Below are 25130 nucleotides of genomic sequence, written 5' to 3' on the forward strand. Positions count from 1 at the left end.
GGCGACGGCCCTCGCAGGCTCGTCAGGCAGCCTTGAAGGCGTTGACGGGTTCCGGAAAGTGGCAGGCGACCCAGTGCTTTTCGCCGGATGGCCCAAGTGGCGGCTCCACCGAGGCGCAGATCGCCTGCGCCTTGAAGCAACGTGTACGGAAGCGGCAGCCCGACGGCGGGTTGAGCGGGCTCGGCACATCGCCGGTCAGCACGATCCGCTCACGCTTGCGTTCCTTTTCGGGATCGGCGAGCGGCACCGCCGACAAGAGCGCCTGTGTATAGGGATGCAGCGACCTGGAATAAAGCTCGGCGGCCGGCGCGATCTCGACGATCTTGCCGAGATACATCACCGCGACATGGTGCGAGATATGTCGCACGACCGACAGGTCATGGGCGATGAACAGATAGGAGGTGCCGAAGGATTGCTGGATATCCTTGAGCAGGTTGAGCACGCCGGCCTGTACCGACACGTCGAGCGCCGAGACCGGCTCGTCGAGGATCACCACTTGCGGGTTGAGCGCGAGCGCGCGGGCAATGACGACACGCTGGCGCTGGCCGCCGGAGAGTTCGTGCGGGTAGCGCTTGCCGTGCTCCGGATTGAGCCGGACCAGTTCGAGCAGCTCGGCGACGCGGGCGCGGCGGTCCGCCTTGGACATGTCGCTCATGCGCAGCGGCTCGGCGATGTTGTCGGCGATGCGCATGCGCGGATGCAGCGACCCATATGGATCCTGGAAGACGAGCTGGATGTAACGCCGCATCCGGCGCATGTCCTCGTGGTTCAGCGCCAGAAGGTTCTGGCCGCGAAACCAGCTTTCGCCGCTGGTCGGCTCGATCAGCCGCATCAGGCAGCGTCCGAGGGTCGACTTGCCGCAACCGGATTCGCCGACAAGGCCGAGCGTTTCGCCGGGAGCCAGGTCGAAGGAGACATCGGCGACCGCCCGCACACGCGCGACCGCGCGGTCGAAGACAAGCCCGCCGCGAACCGGAAAATCCTTGACGAGATGGCGGACCGACAGCGCGGGCGCCCGGGCCAATTCTGCTTCGGTCTTGTGTTCGGCCGCTGCGCTCATGGGGTCAGGCTTCCCGTCTCCAGGCTTGCCGCCGCCAGCGAGGCGCCATGGAAGGGCGGCAAGGTGGTGGCGAAATGGCAGGCCGAGAACCGGCCGCCCAGGTCGAGCAATGGCGGGTCCTGCTCCCGGCAGCGTGCCTCGGCATGGATGCAGCGCGGATGGAAGGCGCAGCCGCCGGGCAAGCTGCCAAGGGCCGGCGGCGCGCCATCGATCGAGAACAGCCGCTCACGGCTTTCCTCCAAATTGGGGATCGAGGCGATGAGGCCGCGCGTATAGGGATGGCGGGGATCGGCGAAGAGTTCGGAGACCGTTGCCTGCTCGACGACACGGCCGGAATAGACGACCGCGACGCGGTCGGCATGACCGGCGACGACGCCGAGGTCGTGGGTGATCAGCACCAGGCCGAGACCGAGCCGCTCCTGCAATGAACGCAGCACGGCCAGGATCTGCGCCTGCACGGTGACGTCGAGCGCGGTGGTCGGCTCGTCCGCGATCAGGAGGTCGGGATCGTTGGCGACGGCCATGGCGATCACCGCGCGCTGGCGCATGCCGCCGGAGAATTCATGCGGGTACTGGCTGGCCCGGCGTTCCGGCTGCGGGATCGACACCAGGTTGAGCAGATCGACCGCGCGCGCCATGGCCTGCTTGCGGGTCACGCGCTGATGCAGCCTGACAGCTTCGGCAATCTGGGCGCCGACGGTCATCACAGGATTCAGCGACGACAGCGGATCCTGAAAAATCATGGCGATGCGCGCGCCCCTGATCTTGCGCATTTCGCGCGCCGGTTTGCCGACCAGTTCGTCGCCCTTGAAGCGGACGGAACCGGTGACGACCGCGTTCTTCGACGTCAGGCCAAGGGCCGCGAGCATGCCGACCGATTTGCCCGAGCCGGACTCGCCGACAATGCCGAGGACCTCGCCCTTGGCGACGTCGAGATCGATGCCGCGCACGGCCTCGAACTGGCTGCCGGCCTTGCGGAACCCGACCCGCAATCCGCGTATGGACAGCAGCGGTTCGCCTGGCATTTCGGCCGCGCCGGAGCGCACGGAGGATAGCTGTGCGTTCATCGCCTAGTCCGACCTTGGATCGAGAATGTCGCGCAGACCGTCGCCTATGAAATTGAAGCCGAGCACGATGGTGAGGATGGCGACGCCGGGGCCGAAAGCGATCCACCATTGATAGAAATGCACGGCGCCGTCGGAGATCATCGAGCCCCATTCGGGCGTCGGTGGCGTCGCGCCAAGGCCGATGAAGCTGAGCGATGCGGCGAGCAGCACGACCTGGCCGAGATCCATGGTGGCGCTGATCAGCACCGGGGTCCAGCAGAGCGGCAGAATATGCTTGAACAGGACGCGGCTCGGCCTGGCGCCGGCGGCGATCGCCGCCTCGACATGTTCGCGCTCCTTCACCTCCAGCACCTGCGCCCGCATCAGCCGGGCATAGACCGGCCACCAGACCAGCACCATGGCGATGGCCGCATTGCCAAGGCCCGGCCCCAGCGAGGCGGCGACGGCCATGGCCAAAAGCATCGGCGGGAAGGACAGGGTGACGTCGACGAGACGCATGATCGCCGCGCCGGTCAGGCCGCCGACGAAACCGGAAATCGCGCCTAGCAGCGAGCCGATGACGACGGCCGAGACAACGACCAGGACCGCGATCGGCAGCGAATGCGCCGCACCGTGAAGAGTGCGGGCGAGCACATCGCGGCCCAGCGCGTCGGTGCCCAGCCAATGCGCCCAACTGGGCGGCTGCAGGCGGCGCGCCACCATTTCGAGCGGATCGAACTGCACGACCAGATTGGCGAACACGGTCATGAACAGCCAGAACAGGATGACGATCGTGCCGATGACCAAGGGCGCGGTCAGCCATTCGGGAATGGCGGCGGAACGGGATTTCGTGACGACTGCCGTCATGGCGCTAGCTCAGCCTGACGCGCGGGTTGGCCACGACGTAGAGGATGTCGGTGACGAGGTTGGTGACCAGGAAAGCGAGGCCGCCGACGATGGTGACGCCGATGATGGCCGGAAAATCGAGCGCGCGCGCCGCCTCGACGGCATAGGAACCCATGCCCGGCCAGGAAAAGATGGTCTCGGTCAGCACCGCGCCAGTAATCAGATAGGCGAAGGAGTAGCCGATGACGGTCAGGGTCGGCACCATTGTGTTGCGCAGCGCGTGCACGATGACGACGCGGAATTCGCTCGCCCCCTTGGCGCGCGCGGTGAGCACGAATTCGCGGCTCATCACGTCCAGCATGTTGGCGCGCACCAGCCGCGATATGGTTCCCGACACCGTCCAGCCGAGCACGAAGGCCGGCAAAAGCAGATGCCACAGCGCATCCTTGAAGACAGTAAGATTGCCGGCCAGCAACGAATCGATGGTGAGGAAACCGGTGATGCCGGGCGGCAGCGGCAGCCGGGCATCCAGCCTGCCCGGCCCCGGCAGCCAGTTCAACATGACCGAGAAGATGAAGAGCAGGCCGAGACCCGACCAGAACACCGGCAGCGACGAGCCGAACAAGGCGAACAGCCGCGCGCCGTGGTCGATCAGGCTGTTGCGGAAATAAGCGGCGAGCACGCCGAGCACAATGCCGAGCGTGGTGCCGAAGATCATGGCGGCGAAGACCAGTTCGAGCGTTGCAGGCAAGCGGTAGAGAATATCGGTGCCGACATTGCGCTTGGTGATGAAGGACGTACCGAGGTCGCCACTCATCAAATTGCCGAGATATATCATATAGCGTTCCGGCAAGGAACGATCCAAACCCCAGCGCGCCTTGGCGGCGGCGACCACTTCGGGATTGTTCATCTGCTGTTCGGCGACGATCGCGGTCAGCGGATCGCCCTTGGTCACCGTGGTGATCAGGAAAGCGATGGTGACGATGCCGAGGACCAGGAACGGCATCGCGATAAGCCGGCGCAAAATATAGCGGGACACGTGGCTACCTTCACAAGGACGGGCTTCGTAAGATGGCACAAGGCGCTGGAAGATGCCATCGAGGGGACATATTGACAGGCTGCAAAAGCCGCTGTCAATATAAATGGAATTTAATTTCATTTCTGACCGTACCGCGCCGGAGGCACCGGCCCGACAGGTGGACACTCCGCCAGAAAGACCACCAGCGTGCGCAAGCGAGCGACCCGGGATGAGGCCGAACTTGACGGTGAAGGCGCGCAGCTTTCCTCGTCGCTGGTGCGCGGCCTCGGCATATTGCGCGCCTTCCGGCCGGGCGACACCTCGCTCGGCAACCAGGACATCATCGCGCGCACCGGTCTGCCGAAGGCCACGGTGTCGCGCATCACCTATACGCTGAGCGCACTCGGCTATCTCCTCTACGACAAGGAGCTCGGCCGCTACAGGCTTGGGCCGGCGACCGTGGCGCTCGGCTATTCGGCGCTGAGCTCCAGTGCCGTGGTCCACATCGCGCGGCCGCTGATGCAGCCCCTGGCTGACCTGACCGGCGCGGCGGTGGCGATCGGCACGCGCGACAGCCTCAACATGGTCTACCTCGCCAATTGCCGGTCGGAGAGCCTGGTGACGCTGCGGCTCAATCCAGGCTCGTACCTGCCGATCTGGAAGACCTCTATGGGACTGGCCTACGCGGCAGGACTTTTGCCCGACGAGCGAGCCAGTCTCGTGCGGGCGCTGCAGGAGGCGGAGCCGGACAAGGCCGCGATGATAGCGACGGCGATCGAGGACGCCATCGCCCAGCATGCGCGGCTCGGCTACGTGACCTCGTTCGGGGCTTGGCACAGCTATATCCACGCGGTCGGCGTGCCGTTCCGTCCGCGTGACGGCTCGCCGCTGGTCGCCATCACCTGCGGCGGCATCGGCGAAATCATCACCGAGACCCGCGCGCATGCCGAAATCGGCCCGGCGCTGGTGGCGATGGTGGAAGCACTGCGCGACCAGCTCGAGGGAAGCACGCCGTAATCGGGCCGGTTGGCCCAGACGATCCGGCCGCATGCCGGCTTGAAGTCGGCCGGCGGTCACCTCACAGTCCGATGACGGGCCATCACGCGTGCAGGCTTCAGCCAACATGGACAGGGGAACAACATGCCGATGAATTTCACGGGACGCTTCGCCGGCCGGTCGGCGGTGATTACCGGCGGCGCCTCGGGCATCGGGCTCGCGGTCGCCCAGAGGATCGTCGACGAAGGCGGGCGCGTCAGCGTCTGGGATCGCGATCCCGCGCAGATCGAACAGGCGAAAGCCGTCATTACCTCCCTGCATGGGGTGACGTTGGACGTTGCCGATGCGGCAAGCGTGGAGGCTGCCGCGCAATCGACGATCGAGGCCCTTGGCGGCGTCGACATCCTTGTCACCAGCGCAGCCATCACCGGCCCGAACATGACGACCTGGGCCTATTCGGCCGAGGATTGGCGTGGGGTCATCGACATCAACATCAACGGCGTCTTCTACTGCAACAAGGCGCTGGTGCCGCACATGCTCGAGCGCAACTATGGCCGCATCGTCAACATCGCGTCGATCGCCGGCAAGGAAGGCAACCCCAACGCCTCCGCCTACAGCACCTCGAAGGCGGCGGTGATCGGCCTGACCAAGTCGCTCGGCAAGGAACTGGCCAAGACCAAGGTGACGGTCAATTGCGTGACGCCGGCGGCCGTGCGCACCGCCATCTTCAAGCAGATGAGCCAGGAGCACATCGACTTCATGCTGTCCAAGATACCGATGGCGCGCTTCGGTGAGGTCGAGGAAGTGGCGGCGCTGATCGCATGGATCGCCTCCGAGGAATGCTCGTTCACCACGGGTGCGGTGTTCGACGTGTCCGGCGGCCGCGCCACTTACTGAGGGCAACTACAAATCCGCGTGAGCAGGCAACGAATATGTCAGGCCGGCGTATAGTCAGCGATGGAAGGTTCAGAGCAGCCATTTCAGACAGTTCCACGGGCAACTTTTCGCTGCGATCTCGGCGTCCAGGGCGAGGAATTCCCCCATTTCTGGGAACATACGATCGGTAGCGGCCACGCGACGCTCGCCCTGCGCGCGGATTGGCAGGCGCTGATGCGCCGGGCGCACGGCGAGCTCGGCTTTCGCCACGTCCGTTTTCACGGGTTGCTCGACGACGACATGGGCACGCTCATCGACCAGGACGACCAGCCGCTCTATTCGTTCTTCAATGCCGATCAAATCTTCGATTTCCTGCTGTCGATCGGCATGCGCCCCTTCGTCGAGCTGAGCTTCATGCCGACAATGCTGTCGTCGTCCGGAAAGATAGCCTTCCGCTATCGCGCCAATGTCAGCGCACCGAAGGACTACGATCAGTGGTCGACGCTGATTTCGAAGCTCGTCGCTCACTGGGTTGATCGCTACGGCCTCGACGAAGTGCGGCAATGGTTCTTTGAGGTCTGGAATGAGCCCAATCTCAAGGCGTTCGGCAGCGGCAAACAGGATGACTATTTCAAGCTATACGCTTACACGGCAAGAGCTATCAAATCCATTGACACGCAGTTGAAGGTCGGCGGACCAGCCACGGCCGACAATGCCTGGATCGATGAGTTCATCGCTTACTGTGGCCAGAACAGCCTTCCCGCGGACTTCGTCAGCACCCACCATTATCCAACCGATGCCTTCGGCCAGCCTGGCGACGACACCGAAGCCCAGCTCTCGAAAAGCAGGCGAAGCGTCCTGCGCGAGGAAGCGCGCACCGCGCGACGGCAGGCAGGCGACCGCCCGCTCTACTACACCGAATGGTGCACATCGTCGAACCCGCGCGACCACATGCACGACGAGCCTTATGCCGCCGCGTTCATCATCAAGACGGTCATGGAGGCGAAAGGGCTGGTTCAGGGCTACAGCTACTGGACGTTTTCGGATATTTTCGAAGAGAATTATTTTCCATCCCGGCCCTTTCATGGCGGTTTCGGCCTGATGAACCTTCACGGCGTCGCCAAACCGGCTTACCGTGCCTTCGAAATGCTGCATGGCCTTGGAACCGAAATCCTATCCACGCAAGGCAATCACCCCACCGTCGACAGTTGGTGTGTGCGCGACGGAAATTCGTTGACCGTGCTGATTTCCAACTTCGCCTTGCCTCGCCATCCGATCGCGAACGAGACCGTGCATATTCATCTTGAGAATGCACGGCAGCCCGGGACGGCGACTATCCGACGCGTCGATGCAGCAAATGCCAACCCCAAGGCGCTATGGTTGACAATGGGAAGTCCAGATTACCTGAGCCCAGCAATGGTAGAGCATTTGCATGCGGCCTCTGCGATGCCGGAACAGGCGCAAGCGATCGCCTTTAGCGATCATACCGTTCTGTTCGATGTCACCGTACCTGCGCAGGGCGTTGCGGCCATCAGGCTGGAGTGTTTGTCGTTTGCTTAGAGCAGATCCCGCCGCGCTGGCCGATAACGAATTGCTGGACCGCTATCAACGCGCCGCCTTCGGCTATTTCCTGGAGAATGTGAACCCCGACAACGGGCTGGTCGCCGACACGTCGCGACCGAATTCACCGTGCAGCATCGCCGTCGTCGGTTTCGCCCTGTCCTGCTATCCGATCGGCGTCGAACGTGGCTGGATGGCACGCGACGCGGCTGCCCGGCTGACCCTTGCGGCGCTACGTTTTTTCCAGGCCAGCACGCAAGGCAGTGGCCACGACGTCACCGGCCACAAGGGTTTCTACTACCACTTCCTCGACATGCGGACCGGTTTGCGGGTCTGGCGCTGCGAGCTGTCGATGGTCGATACCGCCCTGCTGATCGCCGGCATGCTGGTGGCGGGCGCCTATTTTTCCGGCGACAATGCCGACGAGGCCGAAATCCGCCAGTTGGTCGAGGCGCTCTACAGGCGCGTCGACTGGCGATGGGCGCAAGGCAGCAGCCCGACGCTCCGCCAGGGCTGGAAGCCCAGGAGCGGCTTTCTGCATTATGGCTGGGAAGGCTACAACGAGGCGACGATCCTCTATGTGCTGTCGATGGCCTCACCGGAACGCCCAACGTCGGACGACAGCTACGAGGCCTGGACGGCGACCTACCAGTGGGAAAACATCTACGGCCACGACGTGCTCTATGGCGGGCCACTGTTCATGCACCAGTTCTCGCATGCGTGGATCGATTTCGCCGGCATCCGCGACGCTTTCATGCGCGAGAAGAATTCGGACTATTTCGAAAACAGCCGCCGCGCGACATACCTTCACCGGGATTACGCAAGGCACAATCCTTACGGGTTTGACGGCTATGGCGAGAACCTGTGGGGCCTTTCGGCCGGGGACGGACCGGGCGGCTTCCGCGCCAGCGTTGAGCGGCGGACCCACCGCTTTTCCGGCTATGCCGCGCGCGGCGCGCCTTTTGGACCGGATGACGGGACGATCGCGCCATGGTCCTATCCGGCGTCATTGCCTTTCGCGCCCGACATCTGCCTGGCGGCGATGCGCCACCTCGTCGATCGTTACCCGGAGGTGATGGACAATTTCCGGCTGCCGAGCGGGTTCAATCCGACATTGGCCAACCGGCGGAAATTCGGCCGCGATGGCTGGGTGTCGGAAGGCCATTACGGTCTGGACCAGGGCATAGCGGTGATGATGATCGAGAACCACCGTTCCGGCCTGATCTGGGAGCTGATGCGTTCCAACCCCCATATCCGCCGCGGCCTGGACAAGGCCGGCTTCACCGGCGGATGGCTGTCGCGGCCGGCATCAGGAGGGCGCGATGGCGCTTGAGCCGACGAGAGCCGCCGCCTTCCCGGTCGACCGCAACGACGTCGAACTGATCAGGAGCGCGCATCCCCCGCGCTGGAAGAACCCGACCCCGAACGGTCCCTACAATCTCGTCGTCATCGGTGCCGGGCCGGCCGGGTTGACCGCCGCGCGCGACGCCGCGAGCCTTGGCGCGAAGGTGGCGCTGATCGAGCGCGGGCTGCTCGGCGGCGCCTGCATCAATGTCGGCGGCATTCCGTCGAAGTCGATCATCCGCACGGCCAGGCTCTATGCCGACATGCGCGATGCCGAGAGCTTCGGCGGCGACCCGCCGAACCATCTTCGCGTCGACTTTCAACGGGCAATGACACGGATGCGGCAAATCCGGCGGCGGCTCAGCCGAGCCGATTCCGCCGCGAGCCTGGTTTCGGAGGGGATCGACCTCTATTTCGGCGAAGCGCGGTTTGCCGGACCCGACACGGTCAGGGTCGCGCAGAGCACGTTGCATTTCAAGAAGGCGCTGATTGCAACGGGAGCCCGTCCGGCCTTCCCTGCCATTCCGGGGCTGGTCGAAGCGGGTTACCTCAGCAACGAGACGATGTTCGACCTGACGCAATGCCCGCCGCGGCTACTCGTCATCGGCGGCGGGCCGCTTGGCTGCGAAACGGCGCAGGCATTCTGCATGCTCGGCGCCAAGGTCATCCTGGCGCAGAGCGATCCGATGTTCCTGCCCGGCGAGGAACGCGACGCCGCGCAGATCCTCTCCGACGCGCTGGCCCGCGAAGGGGTCGAGGTCCGCCTGAACACCGAAGTGGTGGCGGTGCGCAGGGAAGGTGCCGCCAAGGTCGCCGACCTGATGCGGGACGGCGATACGACGACGATCTCCGTCGACGAGATCATCACCGGCGTCGGCCGTTCGCCCAATGTCGATGGGCTGGGCCTCGACGAGGCCGGCGTTGCCCATGACGCCAAAGGCATCCAGGTCGACGATTTTCTGCGGACCACCAACCCTCATGTCTACGCGGCGGGCGACGTCTGCCTCGAATACAAGTTCACCCATACCGCCGAGGCAACGGCGCGCATTGTCGTGCGCAATGCCCTGTTTCGTGGCCGCGAAAGGCTCAGCGAACTCGTCGTTCCCTGGTGCACCTATACCGATCCGGAGATCGCCCATGTCGGCCTCTATCCCCTGGAGGCGCGGCGCAACGGCATTCCGGTCAAGACCTATACGGTGCTGATGCACGATGTCGCCCGCGCCGTGATGGATGGCGAGGAGGAAGGGTTCGTCAAGATCCATGTCAGGGAAGGGTCCGACCGCATCCTTGGAGCGACGGTCGTCGCCAGCCATGCCGGGGAGATGATCAACGCGGTGACGCTGGCCATCAGATCGGGCATGGGACTGCATGTGTTGGCCGACGTCATCCATCCCTTCCCGACACAGGCGCAAGGCATCAAGATGGCGGGCGACGCCTACAGGCGGACACGCCTCACCTCGTTGCGCAGGCGCCTGGCGGCGCACTGGCTGGCGTGGTCCAGACGATAAGCCTTGCGTCCGGTTCGGGCCGGACCCGCGTTGGAATGCGATCCAGTGCTTGACGAAAGCCCGGTTCGGCTGAACAAGTCGAGGCTGATTTCTGCGGCTTCGGGGGCCTCGTGAATGTCGTCTGCCACAGAGCTTGCGCCGTCTCTCCTGGCGCGAAGCGTCGGGTGTCCGCTTTGAGCACGCGGGCCGGTGTCGATATGCCGGCGCGCGGCACCGGGCGACGCGTGCTGATCGTGTCCCACGAGCCGGCGTTTCCGCCGACCTCCGGCGCGGATCTTCGCAATTATCGCAATGCCGTGGCGGCGGCCGCGTTCGGACCAGTCTGTCTGGCCTCGGTGCTGCCCAAGGCGATCGCGGCGGCCGCGCCCGATCCACGGATCCGCGCCGAGGCGCTGTCAATCGAGGGCGAGCCGCGGACGGCCTCGATCGGATGGTGGCGCATGAGGGCGGAGCATCGCATTTCGCGCGCGGCCCTGGCGCGGCTGGAAGCACTGATCCTAGAATTCCGCCCGGACACCGTCGTGGTCGAGAGCATCGGCCTGTTCAAGCTGCTGCGGCCCTTGCGACCACTGGCCAGGCAGCTCATCCTCGACATGCACAATGTCGAGTCCGACCTGTCCGCGCAGATGAAACGCGCGGTCACGACCGCATCGCGCCTATCCACCGTCGTATCCGCGCCCGGCATCAGGCATCTCGAACGAAAGGCGCTCGCCCTTGTCGACAGAGTCTGGGTCTGCTCGAACGAGGACCGCGAGAGGTTGATGGCGCTTGCCGGACGGAAGATGCCAATCGACGTCGTTCCCAATGGGATTCCCAACGTCGAGGCCATTCCCGCCGTGCTGCCCGCGGAAGCGCCGGCCGACAGCGGCTTTCCGGTGATCCTTTTCATCGGCCATCTCGGCTATCCTCCGAATGTCGATGCCGCCGGGCGATTGGCACGGGCCATATTGCCCCGTATCCGCCAGGCCTTGCCCGGCGCGAAACTCGTTCTCGCCGGACGCGGTCCGAACCCGGCCGTGCAGGCCCTGGCTGGGTTGCCCGATGTGGAACTCGTCGAGAATCCCGAAAGCGTGGCGCCGCTCCTGTCCGGCGCGCATCTCAGCATCATCCCGCTCAGGGCGGGCGGGGGCACGCGCATCAAGATTCTGGAGGCGATGGCCTGGGGAGTGCCGGTGATCGCGACACCGCTAGCGGCCGAGGGCCTGGGCCTGATCGAGAATGACCAGGTGCTGCTGTCGGACAGCGACGAGAGACTGGCCGACATGGCCGTCGACCTTTGTCTCGACGCCGAGCGCCGGACACGGCAGCGCCTGCGTGCGCATCAGGCCGTATGGGCAAGATTTGGCCCGCAAGCGATCCGCGATGCCGTCCGCGCCGGGCTTGCACTGGACAATGACGGCAATGACGACCAGCCATCTCCCGTCACCCCATGAGCCGCCAATGATCCCGCCGATCCTGCACCAGACATGGAAGACCGACAGCGTTCCCGTACGCTTCCAGGCGTACGCCGAGAGCTGGAAACGGCACAATCCACACTGGACGGTCATGTTCTGGAGCGACCGGATGCTGCTCGAATTCGTCGCCGAGCACTATCCCGATTTCTTACCGATGTTCTGTGGTTACACCAATGGCGTGCAGCGGTCGGATGCGGCTCGCTACATGCTTTTACATCACTTTGGCGGGGTCTATGCCGACATAGACTGCGAATGCGTCGCGCCCTTCGACGCGATCATGAACGAGACCCGGGTCGTGATGTGCAAGGAGCCGGCTTCGCATGCGGCCGTCCAGGCGGATTTCCGAGGCCTGCCCTACCTCCTGTTCAATGGAACGATAGCCAGCCCGCCCCGTCATCCCTTCTGGATCCATCTCCTGTCGATGATGCCCGGGCTCGCCGCCGCCAAGGACGTGCTCGACGCGACCGGCCCTTGCCTGCTCACTTCCGCGCAGCGCGGGTACCGTGACCAGGCAGCCCTCGCCATTCATCCTTCCGGCCTGTTCGTGCCGGTGACGTCGGCCGGGAGCACGGAGCGCGACGCCGGCGACGACACGGCGTCGCTTTCGATCCATCACTGGGCCGGCACATGGTGGACCCCGGAACCGCCGCCAAAATGGGGCACCAGGCTTCGCAACTGGGCCTACCGGCTCCGATATCACTTGTCGCGCGGCACGTATCTGGATGAAGCGGAGGCGAAAGCCGGCGTCGACAGGGCGGTACTGTCAGCGCCACCGCCGTCGGGCCGAAACGTCGCCGTCCTGGTGCCGCTTCGCGATGCCGCCGACCTCATCCAGCCGTTCCTCGATGCGCTGGACGGACTCGACTACCCCAAGGACAGGATCAAGCTGGTCTTCTGCGAAGGCGACAGCCTCGACGGAAGCTGGGAGCGGCTGCAGGCCGCAACCGCTGGGTTGGCCGGCAAATATCGTGACATCGTCCTCTTGCAGAGACAGGTCGGCACCCGCCTCGACAGGGCAAAACGGGCGAAGCCCAGGATGCAGCGCGTCAGGCGCGGCGCGATCGCCAAGGTTCGCAACTACCTGATCGATCACGGGCTGGACAGGGACGACGACTGGGCACTGTGGATCGACATCGACGTCTGGCGCTTTCCCGGTGACGCGCTGAACCGCCTGATCGCCACGGGGCATCGCATCGCGGTGCCCAACTGCGTGAAGATCGCCGGTGGCGCCAGTTTCGACCTCAACAGCTTTGTCATCAGGCGGCAGACCAAGGACTATCGCTATTACCGCGAGATACGCGGCGGCCTTCATCAGCCACCCGTGCAAACGCCAAGCCGGTATCATCTGAGCGATGTCAGGCATCTCGACATGATCGGCCTCGATGCGGTGGGCGGAACCATGCTCCTGGTCGATGCCGCCCTGCATCGCGGCGGCCTTCGCTTTCCCGAAATCCCCTACCGCGATCTGATCGAGACGGAAGCCTTTGGCCTTCTTGCCAACGACCTCGGCATCCAGCCTGTCGGCTTGCCCAAGCTGGAAATTCTACACGTCCCGTGGTGAGGCGGCTGCCTGCCGAAGCTCCTCGCGCAGAGGTTTCAGATAGGTTTGCGGGCGCAGACGCTCCCACACGTAATTGCGGTCCGTCAAATGTGCGGCCTGTCTGATCCAGCGTTCCGGTGCATCGGGGTCCCGCACCTCGCCCCAATCCTCGACGATGATGACGGGCAGGCCGTCGTAGAGCGGATCGAGCGGCGAGGTCTTGGTCACCACGATGCAGCCGAGATAAAGCAACTCCCATGTCCGGTGACAGTCGAGGCCGTTTCCGACGGTCGACAGCACAAGCGGGTATTGCGAATACAGCTCCCATATCGCGCGCTGCGACACGCGTTTCTTCAAGAAGTCGACGTGCGGGCATCCGTCCAGGGCATCGAGCAACTCCCGACGCTGGCTGGAGCCATTGCTGATGCTGAAGTCGCAGAATATCCTGGGTGGACGCCGATCCGCGTTCCCCTGCCGGCCGCGTAGTGTTTTCAGCTGTCGCACCAACCCGGCAGGCGTCGCCAGGGAACGTGGCGTGTGGAGATCCAGCCCGATCGGGAACGGCTTGATCCTGGGATGACCGCCATCGCAATTCTGGCTGTACCAGGAGACCAGATAGGGGTTGGCGAGAAGGCGCTCGACAGTCTCCCTGGCCAGATCCGAAGGCACCGAGGAATCACCGTCGGTCGTGATCAGGACGAAAGGAGCCTTGATGGTCGGCAAGGCTACCCTGGCGAATGTATCGAGATCGCAATTTCTGGGGATCCTGGCCAAGGTGCTCAAGCGCACCCAGACGATGCCATGCGCGCCGCTGTAGTGGTCGCGGAAAAAAGCCTCGCTTTGCGTGGATTCGGTGGGCGCCCAGCGGTACCAGCCGGGCCCGGCGAAATCGCAGAAACGCCCGATCCCTTGTGACCAAAGCACCGACGGGACGCTGAGAAACCGCAGCGCCCTGGAACGGACGGCTTTTTTCAGTGTTGCCCGCCAACGCGACATGCCCATGGACAACGCTTAGCCCAGACGCCGTCAGGGCCGCAACGTCCTGCCGACCTGTTCGCACAGGCCATACGGGCTCATGGCCTCAGTCGTGCAGGTCGCGCGCGATCGGCGGACCGACGGAAAAGCCGGTGAATGCGACCTCGAAACCCTCACGCTGCGGCGAACAGCACATCATGCCCACATCGACCGCCTTCGAGACCGGGAAATAGGCGAGCCGCACCGGCTTCCAACGACCATCGGAAGCGTCGAGATACTGGACGCGGATCGCCTCGCCGTGGCGGGTCAGGCGGATGCTGACGCCATCCGGGCCGGCCGCTATGGCCACCAGCGACCAGTCCGAGGTGTCGTTGGTGACGACGACGGAGACATAGGCAAGGCCGTCGGTGTATTCGATACCGGCCTTGATCCAGTGGGTTTCGCTCAGCCGCACCATCAGCCCGGCCTGATCGTAAAGCACCTTGTAGTCGCCCTTGACGGTGGCCTCGGCGGTGAAATCGCCCTCGACCGGCCGATACAGGAAATGACCGTTGTCGCGCCAGAACCCGTAGAAGGTCTCGCGCCAGAAATCGGTCTCCTTGCCGGTGCGCACGCGCACGACATCACCGTCGATGGCGTGATGCGGTGGCGGGTTGAGCCAGGTCAGATCCTGCAATGTCATCATTTGCACCGGTCGATTTCGGAGAGGTGACAGTTCGCCGGCCCGTCAGCCGGCGCCTGGTCATCCCGCGAACGTATAGGCGGTCTTTACCGTGGTGTAGAATTCCATGGCATAGCGGCCCTGTTCGCGCGGACCATAGCTCGACCCCTTGCGGCCGCCAAAGGGAACGTGGAAGTCGACGCCCGCCGTCGGCAAATTGACCATCACCATGCCGGCTTCGGAGTTGCGCTTGAAATGCGTGGCGTGCTTGAGGCTCGTGGTGCAGATGCCCGACGTCAGGCCGAACGGCGTATCGTTGGCGACGGCAAGCGCCTCGTCAAAGTCCTTGACGCGGATGACGCTGGCGACGGGCCCGAAAATCTCCTCGCGCGAACTGCGCATGTCGTTGGTGGCCTCGGTCAGCAGCGCCGGCTTCAGATAGAAACCCGGCGCCTTGCGGTCGAGCCGTTCGCCGCCGAAGGCGAGCGTGGCGCCTTCGCGGACACCGATGGCAATATAGTCTTCGTCCTGCTTGAGCTGGGTCGCGTCGACCACGGGCCCGATCTGGGTCTGTGCGTCGAGCGCGTCGCCGATCACCAGCTTATCCATGCGTTCCTTGAGCGCGCCGACGAAACGGTCGTGGATGCCGCTGGTGACGATCAAACGCGACGAGGCCGTGCAGCGCTGGCCGGTCGAGAAGAAGGCGCCGTTCAGCGCGCAATCGACAGCGACAGCGAGATCGGCATCGTCGAGCACGACCAGCGGATTCTTGCCGCCCATTTCGAGCTGGAACTTGCGCATGTGCTCCACGCTTGCCGCGGCGACGCGCTTGCCGGTGCCGACCGAGCCGGTGAAGGAGATGGCGTTGACCTCGGGGCTGTCGAGCATTGCCTGGCCGACCACCGAGCCCTTGCCCATGACGAGGTTGAGCACGCCCTTGGGCAGGCCGGCGCGATGCAGGATGTCGACGATGGACCAGGCGCTTTCGGGAACGAGCTCGGCCGGCTTGAAGACGACGGTGTTGCCATGGGCCAATGCCGGAGCGATCTTCCAGGCGGGGATGGCGATCGGGAAATTCCACGGCGTGATGATGCCGACCACGCCAACCGCTTCGCGGGTCATCTCGACGCCGACGCCCGGCCGCACGCTCGGCACGACCTCGCCCGAGAGGCGCAAGGTCTCACCGGCGAAAAAGTCGAAGATCTGCGCGGCGCGAATGGTCTCGCCAATACCTTCGGCCAGAGTCTTGCCTTCCTCGCGCGCCAGGTTGCGGCCAATCTCGTCCTTGCGCGCCAGGATCTCGTCCGAGGCCTTCTTCAGCACCGCATGGCGCGCCAGCGGCCCCGAACGGGACCATGCGGGGAACGCTGCCTTGGCCGCGGCGATCGCCTGCCTGGTTTGCTCCACATCGGCCGAGGCGTACTCGCCGACAACGTCGCCCGTATCGGAAGGGTTGATGTTGCGGGAGCCGGCATCCCCGGTCCATTCGCCATCGATGAGGTTCTTTCGAAACAGGGTCATGTCGGTCTCTTTCTTGCTGCTTGGCCGCGCGGCGGCATTCGGTCGGATTGGTATTTGCCAGACAAATGCCTTGCGGGGAAGCAAAGTCTGGGCTCGCTCGCCGCGACAAAATCCTCCCTGCTTCCACGCCGAGGATGACGACCGGTATCGTGACACATCGACTGCTGATCCGGCTCAGTTCAACCGATATCGTCCAGTTTCGTTTGCATGGCTCCATGTACACATATGTACATGGCCTTGATTTGCCCGGGACAGCGTGTCATGCGTCGTGCAATGGCAGTCACCGACACGACACCCCAGCGCGCCGGCGCCACCGGCAATATCAAGGCCACGCGCGAAGACTGGCTGAAGCTCGCGCTTGAAACCCTGATCTCGGACGGCGTCGAACGCGTCCGTGTGCTGACGCTTGGCCAGCAGCTCGACGTCTCGCGCTCTAGCTTCTACTGGTATTTCAAGAGCCGCCAGGACCTGCTCGACCAGTTGGTGGACCACTGGCGACAGACCAATACCCGCTTCATCGTCGAACGCGCCGAGCGCCCCTCCGCGACGGTCATACGCGGGGTGATGAGCATTTTCGAATGCTGGGTGGACGAAAGGCTGTTCGATCCCCGGCTTGATTTCGCGATCCGGGCCTGGGCTCGCCGCTCGCCCGCCATCCGGCGCGCGCTCGACGAGGCCGACGAAGAACGCGTCAATGCGATCCGCGGCATGTTCATGCGCCATGGCTATGATGAGGAAGACGCGTTCGTGCGCGCCCGCGTGCTCTATTTCATGCAGATCGGCTATTACTCGCTGGAACTCGACGAGCCGATGAGCAGCCGCCTGCCGCATGTCGCCGCGTATCTGCGCAGCTTCACCGGTCAGGAGCCTTCGGCTGGGGATGTCGAGGACTTTTCGCGCTATGTCGAGGAAACGATTTCGCGCAACCGTTAGGGCCGGCAGCCGCGGCCCCCGCGTGATAACTAGACATATGTGTACATTGCCATTACGCTACCCCTGACCAACCAGGCCTTTCGCGCGCGCCATGACCCGAATCTATTCCGCTTTGTCGCTGTTCAAGGAGGGCCTCACCGGCCAGACCGGCTGGAAGCAAGCCTGGCGCTCGCCCGAGCCGAAAGCATCCTACGACGCCATCATCATCGGCGGCGGTGGTCATGGGCTGGCGACGGCCTATTATCTGGCCAGGAATCACGGCATCGCCCGGGTGGCCGTGCTTGAAAAAGGCTGGATCGGCGGCGGTAATACCGGCCGCAACACCACCGTGGTGCGCTCCAACTATTATTATCCCGAAAGCGTCGAACTCTACGGTCTGGCGCACCGGCTCTACGAGGGCCTGTCGAAGGACCTGAACTACAATGTCATGCTGTCGCAGCGCGGCATGGTCAATCTGTGCCACTCGATCGCCGAGATGGAGATCGGCGCACGCACCGTCAACGCCATGCAGATCAACGGCATCGATGCGGAGCTGTTTTCGCCCGAGGATGTGCGCCGGGTGGCACCGATCTACAATTTCTCCCCGGATGCGCGTTTCCCGGTGTTCGGCGGCATCTGGCAGGGCCGCGCCGGCACCGCGCGCCATGACGCCGTTGCCTGGGGTTATGCGCGGGCGGCGAGCCGGCTCGGCGTCGACATCATCCAGAATTGCGAGATCACCGATTTCATCATTGAGGGCGGCCGTTGCCGCGGCGTCCAGACGACGCGTGGCGCGATCCGTGCCGAGCGCATCGGCATGGCTATCGCCGGGCATTCCTCGGTGCTGGCTGCAAAGGCCGGCTTCCGGCTGCCTATCAATTCCTACGCGCTGCAGGCCTGCGTGTCCGAGCCGGTCAAGCCGGTCCTCGACACGGTGGTCCTGTCGCCCGGCACCGGCGTCTATGTCAGCCAGTCGGACAAGGGCGAGATCGTCATTGGCGGCGGCCTCGACCGCATCCCTTCCTATGCACAGCGCGGCAATTTGCCGACGCTGGAGACAGTCATATCAGGCCTGTTGGAAATGTTCCCGATCTTCGGCCAGTTGAAGCTGATGCGGCAATGGGCGGGCATTGTCGACGTCGTGCCGGATTCCTCGCCGATCATCGGCGAATCGCCGCTGCCCAATCTGTTCCTCAATTGCGGCTGGGGTACCGGCGGGTTCAAGGCGATCCCCGCCGGCGGCACGCTGCTGGCGAACCTGCTGGCCACCGGCAAGCACAACGACATCAGCCGGCCCTTTGACCTCGATCGTTTCGCCAGTGGGCGGCTGATCGACGAAGCGGCCGGCTCCGGCATTGCGCACTGACATGCACAAAGACCAGGACTAGCCGCCATGCAGCTCTTTCCTTGCCCGTTCTGCGGCCCGCGCGACGAGACCGAATTCCACTATGGCGGCGATGCCGGCAATGCCAGGCCGGATGGCGGCGATGTGCCGATCGATCGCTGGGCCGGATATCTCTACCTGCGCTCCAATCCGAAAGGCGCGGCGCGCGAAATCTGGGTGCATATGAACTGCGGCGAGTTCTTCGTCATGGAGCGCGACACGCTTACGCACACAGTCCTCTCGTCGGCCGAGCTCGGCGAGGAGCAAGCGGCATGACCGCATCGCGTCTCTCCACGGGCGGCAGCGCCATCGACCGCTCGTGCCCGCTGCGCTTCAGCTTCGACGGCACAAGCGTGGACGGCTTTGCCGGCGACACCATTGCCTCCGCACTGCTCGCCGGCGATGTCGCGGTCGTCGGCCGCAGCTTCAAGTACCACCGGCCGCGCGGCATCTGGGGTGCCGGCGTCGAGGAGCCCAACGCGCTCGTCGATATCGGCGGAGCGTCACCGAACACACGCGCCACGACGGAGCCGGCACGCGAGGGGCTGGTGGCGAAAAGCGTCAACGCGACGCCCAATGCATTGAGCGACCGCAACGCCTTCCTCGACCGCTTCTCGCGGTTCATTCCGGCGGCCTTCTACTACAAGACCTTCATGTGGCCGGACTGGCACATGTTCGAGCCGCGCATCCGTGCCATGGCCGGACTGGGCAAGGTCGACACGGACTGGACCTCGCAAGGCACATCAGACCAGATCAATCATCATTGCGACGTGCTGGTGGTGGGCGCCGGGCCGGCCGGACTGGCGGCGGCAAGGCTTGCGGACGGCGCGGGTCTCTCCGTCACTCTGGTCGACGACCAGCGGAAGCCGGGCGGGTCACTCGGCCACCGGGCCAGCGAGATCGACGGCAGGCCGGCTGCCGTGTGGATCGAGGAGACGCTCGCGGCGCTTGTCGGCGGCGGCCATCTGATCCTGCCTTCGACCACCGCCTTCGGCATCTACGACCATAATCTGGTCGGATTGAACCAGCGTCATTTCGATGGCCGGCCCGATAGGCTGTGGCGGGTCAGGCCACGCCGGATCGTGCTGGCCACCGGCGCCATCGAGCGGCCGCTGCCGTTCGCCAACAATGATCTGCCGGACATCCTGTCGGCGGATGCGGCGCTCAGCTATCTCAGGCGCCATGCGGTGCTGGCCGGCCGCCGCATCGTCGTCGCCACCAACAATGATAGCGCCTATGAAGTGGCGGAGGCGGTCGCCGACGCGGGCGCCGAGGTCACACTTGTCGACATCAGGCGCGACGACACGCCAGACGCCAAGGTGCGGACGATCAAAGGGCGTGCGCTGGCCTCAGCCGCCGGCAAGCTGCGCGTCGAGGGCGTGACGCTGGACGACGGCACCAGGCTCGATGCCGATTGCGTGCTGGTCTCGGGCGGCTGGACGCCGACCATCCATCTCTTCGGCCAGGCCAGGGGCAAGCTCGCCTGGAGCGAGGCGCGCGCCGCCTTCCTGCCTGGCGATCCGGTCGACGGCATCGCGGTTGCCGGCGCCGCCGCCGGCGCGGTCTCCCTGTCCGACGTGTTCGCCAGCTCAGAGAAAGCCGTTGCCGCACCCGGCCAACAGGTGGTAGCTGCGCCGCGCAGCACCGGACCGGAGGCAGCAGCCGGCATCGTAGCCGCCTGGCCGCTGCCAGGCTCAAAAGGGCGCGTCTGGATCGACTACCAGAACGACGTCACGGTGAAGGACGTGGAACTGGCGGCGCGCGAAAACTTCGTCTCGGTCGAGCACCTGAAGCGCTACACCACGCTCGGCATGGCGACCGACCAGGGCAAGACCTCCAATCTGCCTGGCCTGGCGCTGATGGCCGGCATCACCGGCCGCACGGTGCCGGAGGTCGGTACCACCACCTATCGCCCGCCCTTCACGCCGGTGCCGTTGGCGAGCTTTGCCGGCGCGCGCGTTGGCGAGTTGATGGCGCCGGTGCGGCGGCTGCCGCTCGAGAAAGTCCATCGCGCCAGCGGCGCCGTGTTCCAGGAATATGGCGGCTGGCTGCGGCCTGCTCATTATGGCGGTCGTGGCGCCGATGCGGACCGCGCCATCCAGGACGAGGCGTTGCGCGCGCGCCAGTCCGTCGCGCTGTTCGACGGTTCGACGCTCGGCAAGATCGAGGTGATCGGGACGAAGGCGGCCGAATTCGTCGATTTCCTCTATTACAACACCATGTCGACCCTGAAGCCGGGCCGCTGCCGCTACGGCTTCATGCTGTCGGAGAACGGCGTGGTCTTCGATGACGGCGTGCTGGTGCGGCTGGACGAGCATCGCTTCGTCGTTTCGTGCTCGTCCTCGCATGTCGCCGCCGTGCATGCCCGGCTGGAGGAATGGCGCCAGGATCGGTTCGGGCGCAACGCCGTCTACATCCACAACGCCACATCGGAGATGGCGACGCTGACGGTCTCCGGACCGAATGCCCGCAAGCTGCTCGAAACCGTGGGATTTGGGCTTTCGCTCGACGATGCCAGCCTGCCGCATATGGCGATCGGCCGCGGCGTCTATGCCGGCGACGAGGTCCGCATTGCCCGCGTCAGCTTCACCGGCGACAGGAGTTACGAGATTTCGATCCGCGCCGATCGCGCCGAGCCGCTATGGGCGCATCTGCGTCAGGCTGGCCTCAAGTTCGATGCCGTTCTCATCGGGCTGGAAGCACTGATGATCCTGCGTGCCGAGAAAGGCTTCATCGTCATCGGCAAGGACACTGACGGCACCACGCTGCCGCATGATCTCGGCAGCGAAGGGCCTCGCGCCAAACGCCAGACCGAATATGTCGGCCGCCGTTCGCTGTTCACCGAAGAGGCGTCGCGCGGCGACCGGCTGCAGCTTGTCGGCCTGACGGTGCCGCGAGGCGAAGCGCCGCTGCCAACCGGCGCGCATGGCATCAAGCGGCGCGATGGCAGGCTGTACAGCCAGGGCTTTGTCACCTCCAGCTACCAGAGCCCCACCCTTGGCCAGCCGATCGCGCTTGGCCTGATCGAACGGGGTGCGGCGCGGCACGGCGAAACGATCGAAATCCAACATCTCGGCAAGCATAGGTCGGCAACGATCGCCGCCCCTTGCGCCTACGACCCGGCGGGCGACCGGCTCAATGCGTGATCTCGCGGAAAAATGGTCTGCCGCGCCCGACTGGCAGTCGGCGACCATCAATGCACCCGGCTTCGTGATGAGCGCTGTCCTCGGGCTCGACCAGCTGCTGGTCAGTGGCGACCTCGACGCCTGGGCGCGCCTGTCCGGCATGGACGGAACTGGCGTGGGTGCCTTTGGCGCGGCTCAGGGTGACCGCTATGCCGCGCGGCTGGCGCGCGACCGGCTGCTCGTCGTGTCGAACGCGCCGCTCGCCATTGCCGCCGGTTGGCACGCGGAAGGCTTCGCGGTGACGGCGATCAGCGCCGGGCTGCAGGTGTTCGAGGCCGAAGGCCCGGCGCTCGACGCGTTCATTGCGCGCGGAACGACGCTCGATCCCAGGCAGTCAAGCGCAAGCGCCGCACTGTCCTTCGCCGGCATCAGCGCCATCGTCTATCGCCATGACGGCAAGTTGCGCATCCATGTCGATCGCGGCCTTGCAGCCTATCTCTGGACATGGACGGAGCAGGCCGCCGGCCATATCGCCGCCGACGATTAGCTGGCGATGATCACGCTCAGAGCGTGAACGACCAGAACAGGCAGGCGAGCGTCGCGGCGGCGAAAACCACGAAGAACAGGCTGCGCAGCAGCACGTTGCGGCGCAGCTCGTTCATGACGAAATGGCAGCCGATGATGGCCACGGCAAACAGGAAGCGCCAGTTGAGCAGCGCTCCCAAAACTCCGCTCTGGCCGAAGGCCCATCTTGCCAGAAGGCCGCCGACAATGGTCGCAAACAGCACGATCACCGTCCAGAAGATCGCATCGGCGGCATGGGTGAGCACGATGCTGGCGGCCCTGATCGGCAGAATCATCATCAGCATCGCGCTGAAGAAATAGACCGCCGCCAGCGGGATGAAAGTCGCGGCATCGGCAATGCCGTCCAGGCGCCTTACACCGATCGCGCCATAGGGATAGCCGTGCCTTGCTACCGCCAGGCTCAACGCCATGAGCAAGCCGGTCAGCACGGCGACGAGTGCGAAGGATGTGAGGGCTTTGCTCATGATGTTCCTGTCCCGGGCGAATCAGACAGGAACCGGTGTAACCGATGGTCGTAAATTGCGGGTAAGCTTTCCCCGCCGCCGGCATCCCGAAAGGATAGCGGGCGGCGGCGAAGCACCCAGCGACACTGGATCGGCGGCGGCGCCGACCGCCGTTGGACAAATCAGCTCCAGGCGTGCAGCGGCGGATTTTCGCCATTGAGGAAATATTTGCCGAGGATCGAATATTTCCAGCGCACCGGATCGTGCAGCGTGTGTGTGCGGGCGTTGCGCCAATGGCGATCGAGATTGTGCTCGGCCAGTGTCGAGCGCGTGCCGGCCAGTTCGAACAGCTTGTTCGTCGCGGCGATGGCGACCTCGGTCGACAGGATTTTTGCTTCCGCGGTGACGATCTGGGCGTGCGCGACGGTCTCGGCGGTCGGCTCGGCGACCGCGCGGTCGATGGCATGGCCGGCCTTTTCGAGCAGCGCCTGCGCCGCGTGAAGGCGCAGCGTCAGGTCGCCGACCGCCTGGATGGTGTAGGGATCGTCCCAGGCATTGTCGACGCCGCTGTCGATCCAGGCGCGGCTCTTCGTCCTGACGAAGTGAACCGTCTCGTCGATCGCGGCCTGGGCAATGCCGGTGTCCACCGCCACCTGGATGATCTGGAAGATGGCGCCGTCGGCGGTCGGTCGGTCATAGCCCTTGTAGCCGGGCACCAGATGGGTCTTCGGCACCTTGACGTTGTCGATGATCACGGTGCCCGACAGCGTGGTGCGCTGGCCGAAGCTCGACCAGTCGTCGATGACGGTCAGGCCCGGCGCGCCACGGTCGGCAATGGCGTACCAGGCTCGCCCCTCGTCATCGAGCGCGACGATCGGCACCAGATGGGCGAGCAGCGCGCCTGAGGAATAGAATTTGCGGCCGTTGACGACGACATGGTCGCCGGCGTCGGTGAAGCGGGTCTCGAAATCGGCGGCGCGCTTGGAGCCGAATTCGGAAAAGGCGTTGCCGAACCGGGTGCCCTTCAGCGCTTCGGCAAACAGCAGCCTCTGCTGCTCGATGTCGGAGACGGTGCGGATGGCGGCGACGACGCCGAGATGGTTCTGCGCGACCTGGCCGATCGAGGAATCGGCCGCGGAGATGATCTCGATCACCTTGGCCAGCGTCGCATAGGAAACTTCCGGCCCGCCGAATGCCTTGGGCACGTTGATCGACCACAGGCCGCTTTGCGAAAAGGCATTGAGCTCGGCAACCGGCCAGATGCGCTCGCGGTCGCGCTTGGACGATTCCTTGACGAATTCGGCGGCAAGCGCATGGGCGACGGCGATCGCTTCGGCATCGTTCTTGATGATATGCGCCGGCGCCGATGGCCTTGCGACAGGCGGGACGGCGGCGGAAGCATGGTCGGTCTTGACGGTCGAGACGGTCATTTCACTGCTCCTTCAAATTTCGGTTCAGGCAACGGCATGGAGATGCGATGGCTTGGCGGCGGGCGACGGCTGCTGGCCAAGATAGAGCGCCCTGATATCCTCGCGCTGGCGAAGGTCGGCGGCTGTGTCGGAGAGCACGGAGACGCCGTTTTCGAGCACAGTGGCGTGATCGGCATAGCGAAGCGCCACCGCCGCGTTCTGCTCGGCGACCAGGATCGACAGTCCGGTCTCCCGGTTGAGCTTTCTCAGCGTCTGGAAGATGTCCTGGACGATGAGCGGGGCGAGCCCCATCGACGGTTCGTCCAGCACCAGCAGACGCGGCCGCGACATCAACGCCCGGCCGATCGCGGTCATCTGCTGTTCACCGCCCGACGTCAGGCCCGACGAGGTCCGGCGCTTTTCCTTCAGACGGGGGAAATAGGAATAGATCCGTTCGAGATCCGCGTTGATCTCGGCGCGGCGACCGCTGCGGCCGATGCCACCGGCGACCAGGTTTTCCTCGACGGTGAGGCTCTTGAAGCAGTGACGGCCTTCCAGCACCGGCACCAGGCCGGCGCGCACCAGATCGCCGGGCTTGCGGCGCGCGACATCCGAGCCATCATAGCGGATGGTGCCGGCGTTGATCTGGCCGCGCTCGGCCGGCAGCAGGTTGGAGACGGCTTTCATTGTGGTGGTCTTGCCGGCGCCATTGGCGCCGAGCAGCGCCAGGATCTCCCCGCGCCTGATCTCGAAGCTGACGCCATGCAACGCCGTGATGGCGTTGACATAGGTGGCGTGGACCGCGTCCACGGCCAGAATGATGTCGTCGTTCGGCATGGCTGTTCCCGTGCTTTGCGGATGCGCCGG

The 25130-nt window shown here is 64.8% G+C and carries 22 protein-coding genes; 12 read left to right on the forward strand and 10 right to left on the reverse strand.

Annotated elements, in window-relative coordinates; genetic code table 11:
- Positions 1-22 precede the first annotated feature (22 nt).
- Genes LB564_RS08355 through LB564_RS08370 form a run of 4 tightly spaced genes read right to left on the reverse strand, consistent with a single transcriptional unit; the run spans position 23 to position 3991 of the window.
- Positions 23-1060, reverse strand: coding sequence for an ABC transporter ATP-binding protein (locus LB564_RS08355; RefSeq protein WP_224536529.1), 1038 nt, complete (start codon positions 1058-1060; stop codon positions 23-25).
- Positions 1057-2127 (reverse strand): ABC transporter ATP-binding protein, encoded by a 1071-nt coding sequence (locus LB564_RS08360; protein ID WP_224536531.1) that lies wholly within the window; start codon positions 2125-2127, stop codon positions 1057-1059. The genes LB564_RS08355 and LB564_RS08360 overlap by 4 nt, the downstream gene beginning before the upstream one ends.
- Before the next feature lie 3 nt (positions 2128-2130).
- Complete coding sequence (locus LB564_RS08365) at positions 2131-2973, reverse strand: ABC transporter permease (RefSeq protein ID WP_224536533.1); 843 nt, start codon at positions 2971-2973, stop codon at positions 2131-2133.
- 4 nt (positions 2974-2977) lie between these two features.
- A complete protein-coding gene (locus tag LB564_RS08370) occupies positions 2978-3991 on the reverse strand; it encodes an ABC transporter permease (RefSeq protein WP_140709429.1) in 1014 nt (337 codons plus the stop codon).
- Between the two features lie 186 nt (positions 3992-4177).
- On the opposite strand from LB564_RS08370, the gene LB564_RS08375 reads away from it, so the two are divergent.
- From LB564_RS08375 to LB564_RS08405, 7 genes are all read left to right on the forward strand, one after another.
- Positions 4178-4987: an IclR family transcriptional regulator gene (locus tag LB564_RS08375; RefSeq protein ID WP_224536535.1), complete on the forward strand. Its 810-nt coding sequence runs from the start codon at positions 4178-4180 to the stop codon at positions 4985-4987.
- Positions 4988-5110: 123 nt separating this feature from the next.
- Entirely contained in the window at positions 5111-5863 is a 753-nt protein-coding gene (locus tag LB564_RS08380; RefSeq protein ID WP_224536537.1) for an SDR family NAD(P)-dependent oxidoreductase, read from the forward strand.
- Positions 5864-5923: 60 nt separating this feature from the next.
- Positions 5924-7402, forward strand: a complete 1479-nt coding sequence (locus tag LB564_RS08385; protein WP_224536539.1) for a GH39 family glycosyl hydrolase — start codon at positions 5924-5926, stop codon at positions 7400-7402.
- Positions 7395-8735, forward strand: coding sequence for a glucoamylase family protein (locus LB564_RS08390; protein WP_224536541.1), 1341 nt, complete (start codon positions 7395-7397; stop codon positions 8733-8735). The genes LB564_RS08385 and LB564_RS08390 overlap by 8 nt, the downstream gene beginning before the upstream one ends.
- The gene (locus LB564_RS08395; RefSeq protein ID WP_224536543.1) at positions 8725-10254 is read left to right on the forward strand and encodes a mercuric reductase; all 1530 of its coding nucleotides are present in this window, start codon (positions 8725-8727) and stop codon (positions 10252-10254) included. Before LB564_RS08390 ends, LB564_RS08395 begins: the two co-directional genes overlap by 11 nt.
- 173 nt (positions 10255-10427) lie before the next feature.
- A complete protein-coding gene (locus tag LB564_RS08400) occupies positions 10428-11687 on the forward strand; it encodes a glycosyltransferase family 4 protein (RefSeq protein WP_224536545.1) in 1260 nt (419 codons plus the stop codon).
- Between the two features lie 7 nt (positions 11688-11694).
- Entirely contained in the window at positions 11695-13269 is a 1575-nt protein-coding gene (locus LB564_RS08405) for a glycosyltransferase (RefSeq protein ID WP_224536548.1), read from the forward strand.
- Here the strand turns inward: LB564_RS08405 and LB564_RS08410 are convergent.
- The 3 genes from LB564_RS08410 to LB564_RS08420 all read right to left on the reverse strand — a co-directional run bounded on the left by LB564_RS08410 (position 13252) and on the right by LB564_RS08420 (position 16405).
- Positions 13252-14250: a hypothetical protein gene (locus LB564_RS08410; protein ID WP_224536550.1), complete on the reverse strand. Its 999-nt coding sequence runs from the start codon at positions 14248-14250 to the stop codon at positions 13252-13254. The two genes, LB564_RS08405 and LB564_RS08410, sit on opposite strands and share 18 nt — an antisense overlap.
- Positions 14251-14329: 79 nt before the next feature.
- Entirely contained in the window at positions 14330-14905 is a 576-nt protein-coding gene (locus LB564_RS08415) for a DUF1349 domain-containing protein (RefSeq protein WP_224536718.1), read from the reverse strand.
- 60 nt (positions 14906-14965) lie between these two features.
- Positions 14966-16405 carry an aldehyde dehydrogenase family protein gene (locus LB564_RS08420; protein WP_224536551.1) on the reverse strand — a complete coding sequence of 480 codons (1440 nt, stop codon included), beginning with the start codon at positions 16403-16405 and terminating at the stop codon, positions 14966-14968.
- Between the two features lie 273 nt (positions 16406-16678).
- On the opposite strand from LB564_RS08420, the gene LB564_RS08425 reads away from it, so the two are divergent.
- The 5 genes from LB564_RS08425 (at position 16679) to LB564_RS08445 (ending at position 22373) form a co-directional block, all read left to right on the forward strand.
- Entirely contained in the window at positions 16679-17338 is a 660-nt protein-coding gene (locus LB564_RS08425) for a TetR/AcrR family transcriptional regulator (protein WP_224536719.1), read from the forward strand.
- A gap of 91 nt (positions 17339-17429) precedes the next feature.
- Positions 17430-18683, forward strand: a complete 1254-nt coding sequence (locus LB564_RS08430; RefSeq protein ID WP_224536553.1) for a sarcosine oxidase subunit beta family protein — start codon at positions 17430-17432, stop codon at positions 18681-18683.
- Between the two features lie 27 nt (positions 18684-18710).
- Positions 18711-18977: a sarcosine oxidase subunit delta gene (locus LB564_RS08435; protein WP_224536555.1), complete on the forward strand. Its 267-nt coding sequence runs from the start codon at positions 18711-18713 to the stop codon at positions 18975-18977.
- On the forward strand, positions 18974-21847 hold the full coding sequence (locus LB564_RS08440) for a sarcosine oxidase subunit alpha family protein (RefSeq protein ID WP_224536557.1): 2874 nt from the start codon (positions 18974-18976) through the stop codon (positions 21845-21847). Before LB564_RS08435 ends, LB564_RS08440 begins: the two co-directional genes overlap by 4 nt.
- Positions 21840-22373, forward strand: a complete 534-nt coding sequence (locus LB564_RS08445; protein WP_224536558.1) for a hypothetical protein — start codon at positions 21840-21842, stop codon at positions 22371-22373. The genes LB564_RS08440 and LB564_RS08445 overlap by 8 nt, the downstream gene beginning before the upstream one ends.
- Before the next feature lie 16 nt (positions 22374-22389).
- Here the strand turns inward: LB564_RS08445 and LB564_RS08450 are convergent, their stop codons facing one another.
- From LB564_RS08450 to LB564_RS08460, 3 genes are all read right to left on the reverse strand, one after another.
- Complete coding sequence (locus LB564_RS08450) at positions 22390-22875, reverse strand: hypothetical protein (protein ID WP_224536561.1); 486 nt, start codon at positions 22873-22875, stop codon at positions 22390-22392.
- A gap of 161 nt (positions 22876-23036) precedes the next feature.
- Positions 23037-24284: an SfnB family sulfur acquisition oxidoreductase gene (locus LB564_RS08455; protein ID WP_224536564.1), complete on the reverse strand. Its 1248-nt coding sequence runs from the start codon at positions 24282-24284 to the stop codon at positions 23037-23039.
- A gap of 24 nt (positions 24285-24308) precedes the next feature.
- On the reverse strand, positions 24309-25100 hold the full coding sequence (locus tag LB564_RS08460; protein ID WP_140709401.1) for an ABC transporter ATP-binding protein: 792 nt from the start codon (positions 25098-25100) through the stop codon (positions 24309-24311).
- Between the last annotated feature and the right edge of the window lie 30 nt (positions 25101-25130).

The sequence above is a fragment of the Mesorhizobium sp. ES1-6 genome, assembly GCF_020164775.1.
Classification (GTDB): domain Bacteria; phylum Pseudomonadota; class Alphaproteobacteria; order Rhizobiales; family Rhizobiaceae; genus Mesorhizobium.

Excerpts from the sequence above, each read along its gene's own strand:
- LB564_RS08355 (WP_224536529.1), bottom strand. The coding sequence starts at position 1,060 with ATGAGCGCAGCGGCCGAACACAAGACCGAAGCAGAATTGGCCCGGGCG.
- LB564_RS08360 (WP_224536531.1), bottom strand. The coding sequence starts at position 2,127 with ATGAACGCACAGCTATCCTCCGTGCGCTCCGGCGCGGCCGAAATGCCA.
- LB564_RS08365 (WP_224536533.1), bottom strand. The coding sequence starts at position 2,973 with ATGACGGCAGTCGTCACGAAATCCCGTTCCGCCGCCATTCCCGAATGG.
- LB564_RS08380 (WP_224536537.1), top strand. The coding sequence starts at position 5,111 with ATGCCGATGAATTTCACGGGACGCTTCGCCGGCCGGTCGGCGGTGATT.
- LB564_RS08385 (WP_224536539.1), top strand. The coding sequence starts at position 5,924 with ATGGAAGGTTCAGAGCAGCCATTTCAGACAGTTCCACGGGCAACTTTT.
- LB564_RS08395 (WP_224536543.1), top strand. The coding sequence starts at position 8,725 with ATGGCGCTTGAGCCGACGAGAGCCGCCGCCTTCCCGGTCGACCGCAAC.
- LB564_RS08405 (WP_224536548.1), top strand. The coding sequence starts at position 11,695 with ATGATCCCGCCGATCCTGCACCAGACATGGAAGACCGACAGCGTTCCC.
- LB564_RS08410 (WP_224536550.1), bottom strand. The coding sequence starts at position 14,250 with ATGGGCATGTCGCGTTGGCGGGCAACACTGAAAAAAGCCGTCCGTTCC.
- LB564_RS08415 (WP_224536718.1), bottom strand. The coding sequence starts at position 14,905 with ATGACATTGCAGGATCTGACCTGGCTCAACCCGCCACCGCATCACGCC.
- LB564_RS08420 (WP_224536551.1), bottom strand. The coding sequence starts at position 16,405 with ATGACCCTGTTTCGAAAGAACCTCATCGATGGCGAATGGACCGGGGAT.
- LB564_RS08425 (WP_224536719.1), top strand. The coding sequence starts at position 16,679 with ATGGCAGTCACCGACACGACACCCCAGCGCGCCGGCGCCACCGGCAAT.
- LB564_RS08430 (WP_224536553.1), top strand. The coding sequence starts at position 17,430 with ATGACCCGAATCTATTCCGCTTTGTCGCTGTTCAAGGAGGGCCTCACC.
- LB564_RS08435 (WP_224536555.1), top strand. The coding sequence starts at position 18,711 with ATGCAGCTCTTTCCTTGCCCGTTCTGCGGCCCGCGCGACGAGACCGAA.
- LB564_RS08440 (WP_224536557.1), top strand. The coding sequence starts at position 18,974 with ATGACCGCATCGCGTCTCTCCACGGGCGGCAGCGCCATCGACCGCTCG.
- LB564_RS08445 (WP_224536558.1), top strand. The coding sequence starts at position 21,840 with ATGCGTGATCTCGCGGAAAAATGGTCTGCCGCGCCCGACTGGCAGTCG.
- LB564_RS08450 (WP_224536561.1), bottom strand. The coding sequence starts at position 22,875 with ATGAGCAAAGCCCTCACATCCTTCGCACTCGTCGCCGTGCTGACCGGC.
- LB564_RS08455 (WP_224536564.1), bottom strand. The coding sequence starts at position 24,284 with ATGACCGTCTCGACCGTCAAGACCGACCATGCTTCCGCCGCCGTCCCG.
- LB564_RS08460 (WP_140709401.1), bottom strand. The coding sequence starts at position 25,100 with ATGCCGAACGACGACATCATTCTGGCCGTGGACGCGGTCCACGCCACC.